General features: G+C 43.6%; 7 protein-coding genes and 1 pseudogene. 3 read left to right on the top strand and 5 right to left on the bottom strand.

All coding sequences use genetic code 11. The features are described from left to right. Window positions 1-276: Crp/Fnr family transcriptional regulator (locus H6F50_RS25035; RefSeq protein WP_190430772.1), on the bottom strand; the 276-nt coding region annotated here is incomplete at its 3' end. A 353-nt stretch (window positions 277-629) separates the two neighbouring features. Here H6F50_RS25035 and H6F50_RS25030 point away from each other — a divergent pair. Next, a complete protein-coding gene (locus tag H6F50_RS25030; RefSeq protein ID WP_190414827.1) occupies window positions 630-1,919 on the top strand; it encodes a cation:proton antiporter in 1,290 nt (429 codons plus the stop codon). A gap of 478 nt (window positions 1,920-2,397) precedes the next feature. On the opposite strand, the gene H6F50_RS25025 is transcribed toward H6F50_RS25030, so the two are convergent. Beyond that, a complete protein-coding gene (locus H6F50_RS25025; RefSeq protein ID WP_190430771.1) occupies window positions 2,398-2,562 on the bottom strand; it encodes a hypothetical protein in 165 nt (54 codons plus the stop codon). Window positions 2,563-2,956: 394 nt separating this feature from the next. On the opposite strand from H6F50_RS25025, the gene H6F50_RS25020 reads away from it, so the two are divergent. After that, window positions 2,957-6,139 carry a DEAD/DEAH box helicase gene (locus H6F50_RS25020; protein ID WP_190430770.1) on the top strand — a complete coding sequence of 1,061 codons (3,183 nt, stop codon included), beginning with the start codon at window positions 2,957-2,959 and terminating at the stop codon, window positions 6,137-6,139. 2 nt (window positions 6,140-6,141) lie between these two features. After that, on the top strand, window positions 6,142-6,981 hold the full coding sequence (locus H6F50_RS25015; RefSeq protein ID WP_190430769.1) for an SWIM zinc finger family protein: 840 nt from the start codon (window positions 6,142-6,144) through the stop codon (window positions 6,979-6,981). Window positions 6,982-7,129: 148 nt separating this feature from the next. Here H6F50_RS25015 and H6F50_RS25010 read toward each other — a convergent pair whose 3' ends face one another. The 3 genes and pseudogenes from H6F50_RS25010 to H6F50_RS25000 form a co-directional block, all read right to left on the bottom strand. After that, window positions 7,130-7,717: a GNAT family N-acetyltransferase gene (locus tag H6F50_RS25010; RefSeq protein ID WP_190430768.1), complete on the bottom strand. Its 588-nt coding sequence runs from the start codon at window positions 7,715-7,717 to the stop codon at window positions 7,130-7,132. A 66-nt stretch (window positions 7,718-7,783) separates the two neighbouring features. Continuing rightward, window positions 7,784-8,791 carry a nucleotidyltransferase domain-containing protein gene (locus tag H6F50_RS25005; protein WP_190430767.1) on the bottom strand — a complete coding sequence of 336 codons (1,008 nt, stop codon included), beginning with the start codon at window positions 8,789-8,791 and terminating at the stop codon, window positions 7,784-7,786. 283 nt (window positions 8,792-9,074) lie between these two features. Beyond that, window positions 9,075-9,497 (bottom strand): annotated as a pseudogene (locus H6F50_RS25000) (3-deoxy-7-phosphoheptulonate synthase); the annotation flags it as partial.

Here is a 9,497-nt window from a genome sequence, read left to right as displayed (position 1 = left end):
GTTGCCTCCTAAAATTATGGGGAGACCTACCATTCCGTCATTACCCACCATTCCAGCTTCCACAGTCGAGCCATCTTCCAGCACGCTGAGTAAAGAAACAATTCCCTGTTGGGGAAAATAAACGTATTCAATTGGTACGCCAAGTTCGTAGAGGACTTGATTGAGTGGGAGCGAGACGGGTTCTAGATGGGGAACCAGACGTTCGTACTCCTCGTCAGGCAAAGCGGCAAGAAGTCGATTTCTTATTGGCTGAAGAGGATCTTTGGGGACTGACATGAGGAGTTTCTTTAATTTAGCCGTGTTAGAAAAGGCATCTAACGGCAGAAGGAGAAGAACTCAGTAAACCAATCCTAATACCAAAAGGTGTATTTTCTGAATAGAAAGCCGCACGCTTAGCAGGTTAAAGTCTTACAGCCGCTTACTGATTCTATATTCATTCTAATGGGGTGTGAAATTTTCTCACATTAATAATATTCCCTAGATTCCTAGAGCAACTTTCTAGGTTATGTTGCAAAAACTTGCTGAAAAAAGTTTGGGTACGGAAATCGGGATGTAAGCGCTGATTCTATATAAACTCTCAGCACTTTACTCCTAGATACATCGCAACACTCCCGACCCAGAGGCATAGGATGTCGAATTTTGATCTCGTTTTAAAGTTATTGCTGCAACTAACCGTTATTCTCGCTACTTGTCGCATTGTGTCGATGATTGGGCGGCGCTATTTTGGTCAAACCGATGTTGTCTGCGAGATGATCGCGGGGGTGATGTTAGGGCCATCTCTGTTTGGTCTGCTGCTTCCTGATGTGCAGCAATGGCTGTTCCCCAAAGCCCCGATTGTGATTGATGCGGCGACGAAAATTCCCAACCCATCGATGTCGATTCTCTTTGCCATCAGCCAGATTGGGTTGGTCATTTATATGTTCTTGATCGGCTTAGAGTTTAATACCGATTTGATCAAGCGCCGAGTCAAGAGTGCCGGTTTGGTATCTGGGGCAGGAATTTTGGCTCCTTTTATCTTAGGCGCGATCGCAGCTTTGTTGTTGTACGGCAATGGCGAACTCTTCAAACCTGGAATTACTCGTCCGGCAGCAGCCTTATATCTGGGCGCATCCATGTCGATTACAGCATTTCCGATGCTCGCCCGGATGCTATACGAACGCGGCATCGCCAAAACCCGCTTCGGGACGCTGGCACTGGCAGCTGGTTCGATCGATGATGCGACGGCATGGTGTTTGCTAGCGATTGTACTTGCCAGCATTAAAGGCAGCGCCAGTATTGCCGCTTTTGCGATTGGCGGGGGTTTTGGCTACGTGTTGTTGATGATTTTCGTCGGACGACCGGCATTTACCTTTTTCGCACGTCGGACGAAGCAAGAGAAGGGCGTGACGATGCAAACCCTGACATTAGTTTTAGTCGTTTTGATGGTATGCGCGTGGTTTACCGATTTGGTAGGCATCTATGCGGTGTTTGGGGCGTTTATTCTGGGCACAGTGATGCCACGGGGCGAATTTGCCGACCAAGTGCGCCACCACACGGAGTTTTTGACGACTTCGTTTTTGCTCCCGATTTTCTTCGTTTTCTCCGGACTGAACACGCAAATCGGGTTAGTCAACACGCCGCAACTCTGGGCGATCGCATTACTGATTATCCTGATAGCGATCGCGGGGAAAGGGCTAGCTTGTATGTTGGCAGCAAAAGTCGCCGGTGAAAGTTGGCGCGAGTCCGCAACCATTGGGGCGCTAATGAACGCACGAGGATTGATGGAGTTAATTATCCTCAACATTGGTTTAGAGGAAGGTGTAATTACTCCAACCTTATTTACCATCATGGTCGTTATGGCAATTATCACTACCCTCATGGCATCCCCGCTGGTTTCATTATTGTTGCAAGGAACCAATTATGAACCTGTTCCCAGATAAGCCACGCCATGTGCAAGTTTTTCTAATTCGCTCAAAGGCCTCGCAAATCTAACCTAGTGCATTCCTCTTCAAAACCCCTCTATCGAGGTCGGAGAGGGGTTTGGGGAGCCTGCTATGCCTACAGGTTTTAAAAAGGGGCTGAGGGTAGCGAAAATAAATTGCTGAAGAAATACAGAAAATTGCCAACAGCGATCGCAGATATAGCAATTCTATTTGAGTAATGAGCCAGCCCTTGAGATCCCCAACTTCTGTCTGGAAATCGCGGATCTCGCCTTCACAAATCATTTAGGATGCAAATAAGATAATCAGACAGAAAAGCCTTGACTCCAAAAGGAGTCAAGGCTTTTTTGCATAGACAATGAGTTGTTACAGCACAAGCGTTTACTACCTAAGACCGCTCTGATGGAGGGTTGCGCCTCCCCTCGGTAGTAACAAAGTGGAGGAAGCGACAAAAACTCCACACCTTCTAGGCCTTTTGTTATTTAAACCGTTCGGACATCTGACGTCGCTCTTCTTTGATGTCCGATTCTGGGCCACTGCGGCATAACGCCCATCCGGTGTTTTTTTCCTTAATCAGAATAACAATCGCCAATTTAAATGTTGTCGTGCTAGCGGTAGAACCGCTGTCAGTCTGTAGGTGCAACTACTAGCATGGCTAACATCTATCTCTGGTGGGGAAGTTACGGGCTGTAACTGTGTATACAGCAATTACGATGGCTATCTGTACAAGCCTATTTGCAAGAGGGTGAATCCCTCCAAAAGCCGCAGCCACAACTGAAAGTAACCGTTTAGCATATTCGCTGCCTTTCTAAGACCAATCTTTGTTTTTTGTAGAAAGCTCTCTTTTGCTCGGATTTTAACTTTTACCGTTACATTTTTTAATCCAGAACCCAGTTAGAAAACTTGACAGTAGGGACGCAAACAACTAAATATATTGCAACAGATAAGAAGCCATGTCCCCAAGGGACGGCTTCTGCGAGAGGTTCGCATCCTTAACCCGCTACAATTTCAGAAAACTCTCCTTGAGGCATCTACCTATGAAAATCCTCCACGGTACTTGGATTCCTAAGGCAGAAGCTAATTTCCTACAAACAGGTGCATTTTACCTGTGGGTAGAAACCCCAATTTTCAAAAAACGCCGCAACTCGCAAAAAAACATCCATCCCAGCCATCTTGCCAAAGACGACTTGGAAGCTTTTCTAACCAATGAACTGGGAATCGCCACAGCACCCTATCATAAGATTAGCGAGAATATTTCTACTCAATACATTGCTCTTCCCACCGCGAACAACCAGCCTCTTCCTTCTCCTGAATTAATTAAATATTTGGAAGAAGAAGTTAACGAAGACTATGAAGAATTTACGGACTGGGAAATTGATACCTATGAAGTTAACGCTAGGGTAAAAACCGGCAGTTATAGCTATGCCAAGGTCAATAATGTTATTAAACTGCTTAACGATATTCACTTCTTGGCTCTACATAACTTTGGTGAAATTATTATCGGTTCAGACCTCCTATTTTGGTATCACTATACCCAAGCATTTAAACAAATTATATTCAAAGACCAATATATTCCCAGCCTCAAATATCGAGAACTTCCTGCTGTAACCAAAGGAAAACGCAAGCAAACCGCTAATTCCTTTGAAATTTATTCAGGATGGGAAATTGTTTCTGAAAAATATGAAACATTAATTCAAAGATACGTAGACTATATGCCTTTAGTCTGCGTTGCCGGTTCTGCCGTACCCCGGACAGCAGTAGAATTCTTTTCTAAAGAAAGCTTACTTCGTCACTTTTCTGAATGTCTGTTGCATGAAATTGTCACCCATACTCCCTCGACTGCTAAATTCGATCAGCAGATTACAGATACCATCCTTTATGATTGTTTCTATCCGGACAGCAAAAATCCGCAAACTACCGAAAAAGCTTTAGAAGAATACAAACAATGGTATGGCTGGAAAGCTAAACTAACCCGCAGCCAAAATACGGGAAATTTTGACCTTTGCTTTCAGTTAAAAGAAGCTAACTCTGAAACAGATAACTGGCAAATTGTTTTCTTGGCTAACTCCAAACAAGATCCATCCTTAAAACTTTCTTTAGGGGATTATTGGCGGCTGAATCAGAAAAGTAAAAAAGATATTCAAAAATACTTTGGCAAAGATTTTGAAAATAATCTGCTTTTGAATTTGGGATATGCAGCGCGGATGTACCCTAAACTATGGCAGGGATTGGAAACTGACCAGCCAATCGGGTTGCAACTTAATCTGCAAGAAGCCTTTGAATTTCTCAAAGAAAGCGCCTGGGTATTAGAAGATTCCGGTTACAAAGTCATCGTTCCCGCCTGGTGGACGCCGGATGGTCGTCGGAAAGCTAGAGTTCGGCTAAAAACGTCTTCTCGAAGCGTTGGTAAATCCAAAGCTGCTAACAAAGGATACTTTAATTTAGACGCGATTGTTGAATATCAATACGAGCTATCAATTGGCGGTCAGCCGGTTACTCAAAAAGAATGGCAGCAACTCGTCAAAGCTAAAACGCCGCTGGTGCAATTTCGCGGTCAGTGGATAGAACTAGACCAAGAAAAGATGCAGCAGATGTTGGAATTCTGGCAATCTCAGGCTAAAGAACAGCCAGAAATGACTTTGTTAGATTTCATGAAATTAGCCGCAGCAGCGGAGGATGATATTGAAGTCGAGCATGACCAGACATTGTCAGAAATGATGGCGAAATTGGAGGATAAAAGTAGACTGGAGCCGGTTCAAAATCCGCCGAAGTTGCAGGGGAATTTACGCGAATACCAAAAACGCGGCGTGTCCTGGTTGCAATATTTGGAAATGCTCGGTCTAAATGGTTGTCTTGCCGATGATATGGGATTGGGTAAGTCGGTTCAAGTCATTGCTCGGCTGGTGAATGAAAAAGAATCGACAAATTCAATCTTACCAACTTTGTTGATTGCACCGACATCAGTTGTTGGAAATTGGCAAAAAGAAATCGAAAAATTTGCTCCTCATCTACAAGCAATGGTGCATCATGGCACTAGCCGCATTCAACAAGTCGCTGATTTTAAAGAAGCTTGCCTTAAGCATGATGTCGTGATTACATCGTTTACTTTGGCTCGAAAAGATGAAAAACTTTTGCACAGCCTAAAATGGCATCGAGTGGTGGTGGATGAAGCGCAAAATATTAAAAATCCTAAAGCTGCTCAAACTAAGGCAATTTTAAAATTGACCGCTAACCATCGACTGGCACTAACGGGAACCCCAGTAGAAAATAGGTTACTGGATTTATGGTCGATTTTTAACTTTCTGAATCCTGGCTATTTAGGTAAAGAAGCACAATTTCGTAAAGGTTTTGAGATTCCGATTCAGAAAGACAATAATCGGGTGAAGTCTACGACTTTGAAGAAATTGGTAGAACCTTTTATTTTACGTCGAGTCAAGACCGACCAATCAATTATTAACGATCTACCGGATAAAGTCGAACAAAAACTATATTGCAATTTGACGAAAGAACAAGCTTCTCTTTATGAAGCTGTCGTTAAAGATGTGAGCGAAAAAATTAATGATTCCGAAGGCATTCAGCGCAAAGGGTTAATTTTGTCAACCTTGCTGAGGCTGAAACAAATCTGCAATCATCCAGCGCAATTTTTACAAGATGGGAGCGAATTTTCAACCGCGCGATCGCATAAACTTAGCCGTCTTGCAGAAATGGTTGAGGAAGCCATTTCTGAAGGCGAAAGTTTGTTAATTTTTAGCCAATTCAAGGAAATCTGCGACTCCCTAGAAAAATACCTCAAGCATACTTGTCACTACAACACTTATTACATTCATGGAGGCACCAACCGCAACAAGCGAGAACAAATGATTACCGAATTTCAAAACCCAGAAACTGAACCATCAGTGTTTATTCTCTCTCTCAAAGCTGGCGGCGTTGGCATTACGCTAACGAAAGCAAATCACGTCTTTCACTTTGACCGCTGGTGGAACCCCGCCGTTGAAGATCAGGCGACAGATAGAGCTTTTCGGATTGGTCAGAATAAAAATGTATTTGTTCACAAATTTATTGCAATTGGGACTTTGGAAGAACGCATCGATAAAATGATTGAAGATAAGAAAAAGCTGTCTTCTGCTGTTGTCGGTACCGATGAAGCTTGGCTGACAGAACTTGATAACGAAGCCTTTAAACAACTGATTTCACTGAACAAAGCTGCAATCTTGGAGTAATCATGGCTCAATTTAGCCGTACCTGGTGGGGAAAACGCTTCATTCAAGCCTTAGAAGCTTTTACCGATCCTGCGAGATTAGGACGAGGACGTTCCTATGCGAATGGGGGGAAAGTCCTCCACTACAAAATTGACCAGAATGAAATTAATGCTGTTGTCAAAGGTTCAGTGAATCCCTATTTTGGAGTTTATAAAGAGCCAACCTATATTATCAATATTGAAATTACACCGATTGATAAATCCAGTTGGTCGAAGGCGATTAAACACCTTTCATCAAAAGCTAGCTTTGTCTCCAAGCTATTGATGAATGAAGTTCCCGATAATATTGAAGATGCTTTTTCTGACCTAGGATTGCATCTTCTCCCCCACAATCGCAAAGATTTTAAAACCAATTGTTCCTGTCCAGATTATGCCAATCCCTGCAAACACATCGCGGGTGTCTACTACTTGGTAGCGTCCCAACTAGACCACAATCCGTTTCTCTTGTTTGAACTCAGAGGTTTATCTAAAGAGGCACTGCAAGCAGAACTGGCAAAATCTCCTTTAGGAGAAGTTTTATCTACTGAACTCACAGCAAAAGAAATCCCTTTAGAATCCTCCGTGTCTTACTATACCCCACTGCAAAAAGTCCCGGTTACGGAGAAGATAAATCATAGAGAATTTTGGCTGGGGACTAAGCGACTGCCTCAAACTGTTGAAGTGGCATCGCTGGCAAGCTTGCCAGCAATTTTGATTAAAAAGCAGGGGGATTTTCCGCCTTTTTGGAAGAAAGATAGTTCTTTTATTGAAGTAATAGAGGAGTTTTATGAGCGGGTTAAAACAAAAAATCGAGATGTGATGTAATACTGCTTATTCTCTCGGGTGCATTGTAAAGACGCGATTAATCGCGTCTTTACGCCAATTAAAATAGGCTCATACAAATTACCTTTAATAGCGATACACTTGGAATTTGCTCTTTGCCCCTTTTGTAAGGGGATCTGTATCAGTCTTTTTATGAAGTGGAGTGAAATCCTTTACCAATAATTTTTAGAGAATTTTGCCAATCTCTATGCAGAATTGCCCATAACGCCACATCCTCAAATACTCCCGACTTTCGCACTCGCTGGCGTAGCACCCCTTCTTGTACAAACCCGTTTTTCTGAAATACTTTTCCCGAAGCTGGATTTCTGACCATGTGATAGCCATAGAGCCTATTGAGAGATAAATCTTCAAAACCGAAATGAAGCACTGGTTTCAATGCTTCACTCATGTAACCTTGTCCCCATGCTTCAACTGCTAACCAAAAACTCAGTTCAGCCTGAGAATGCTCCCGTTCAATATCTCGAACCTCGATAATTCCGCTAAACACACTCTCAGATTTACTCTCAATCACAAATGTGACAGAATGACCCGCTTCAAACTCTGCAAGTTGCTTAGAGATGTATCGCTCAGCTTCACCATTAGGGTAGGGATGAGGAATGGAAATCATGGCGTCAGCGAGTTCACGAACGCTAGCAAATGTCTGGATAAATGGGGCATCCTCAAAAGTGAGCGGACGCAACACTAACCTATTTGTCTTTAACGTAGCTTGAGCAGTCATGAAACGTATCTTATCGCAACCTAGTTTTTAGATGTAACTTGAGTGTTGATTTTCTGGTTTTTCGGCTCAACCTGAGAACGAGAGATATCTTTGTAAGGTGGCATCAACTGTTAACTGAATTTCTGGAGAATTGCTCTTTTTTACATTTTCTAAAGCCAACTTCACCGCTTGGTCAGGATAGATAATTTGTCCCAACCGTTTCACAGCATACAACTGGCGAAACTCCTCTGGATGCTGCAACTCGTCAAGCAAAAATGCTTTGTAGCGCCAAAGAAAATAGTTCTCGAAAGCTAAAGCGCTTTTACAATATTCCCTCAGTTGCTTTCGATTTGCCTCTGCTTCCGGCACCCGATAATTCCAATAATTGCGGCATTGTTCGTAAATGTCTTCTACAAGCGCCGTCCACTCGTCATTAATCCATTTGCGGTACTGGATAACACATTCGCGCTTCGTTACGACATATTGTCCGGCATCTAGGGCGATGAGTGCAGTCGCCGGACAAAGAACATTTAACACTAAATCTTTAGTTCCGTAGTGAATCGTTCCATCCGACGCACGCATCTGACGGCGATCGCAACCATAAAACTCACCGTCCGGATCGGGATAGTCGAGAGGAAACGTTAACACCTCCGGATTGCCACGCGATCGCGTCAACAACCGATATGGAAAGTGCATACTGTCCAGGGTATAGCTATCTATTGGCTTTATTGGAACTAGAGGGCGAATGTCTTCCCCATATATCAGAAGCGTGCCTTTCTGGAACCTAACGGCACCAATCCGAAACAGTGCTTCTTCACTGTCTGCGGTCATACCCAGTTCTATAGAGGTAATTTTCTGGCACTCGTCGCTTATCTGTGCGAATTCCTGTCGTTCGTCAGAAGTCAGGCTACCGTTAAAAACGACGCGCAGATCGATATCACTGGTAGCTACCGCAGTGCCATCAGCATAACTGCCTTCCAAATAATAGCCGCGAATGCGACCTGGAAAACTTTCCCCGATTTTGCCGATAATTTCGCAGGCGATCGCGTCAACTTTCTCGACACCTGTTGAGGCAATGAGACTAATATTTGTCATCTTCGGTTAAAGTCTGCTTGTAGACTTCCCGTTGCGATTGTGAAGGAATTGAATTATACCAACTCTTTATAACAATGCATTCGATTGTTGTGTAAGGACATGGCATTGCTATGTCCCTACAGAAAATAAATAATGCTCATAAAGAATTGGTATTAGCAGAAATTAGCGATCGCACCTCTTCTAAAATTCCTTGAGAAATCTAACACATGGCAGCAGATCCCCCCAACCTCATGAATTGGGGGCTAAGAAGGAACGCAAATAGCGACAGAATTAATCAATGGGATTAAGCCGTAAGTCCACATGGTTTTTTGGCAGAGAAATGAATAGGGGCAGGTTTTAAACTGAAACCCACCCCTACTTCCGATATATTTCGCCCAACAGCTGCTGCTACAGGTCTTAAGCTATGAACGAGATCCACCATATCTTCTAAGGAAAGCGCCTGACGAGCATCGGAAACAGATTTTTCGGGTTCTGGATGACACTCAATAATTAAGCCATCTGCACCACAGGCGATCGCAGCCTTTGCCAAAGGTGCTACTAATTCCCGCTTACCGACGGCATGAGACGGATCGACAATGACTGGTAAGTGGGTTATCTGCTTCAAAGCCGCTACCGCGCCTAAATCCAGCACATTGCGCGTATAGTTATCGAAGCTGCGAATACCCCGTTCGCACAGCACCACATCGGGATTGCCGTGGCTTAAAAT

The organism is Coleofasciculus sp. FACHB-712 (assembly GCF_014695635.1).
In the GTDB taxonomy this organism is placed as follows: Bacteria; Cyanobacteriota; Cyanobacteriia; order Cyanobacteriales; family FACHB-T130; genus FACHB-T130.
This window is presented reverse-complemented; position numbering and strand designations above follow the sequence as displayed.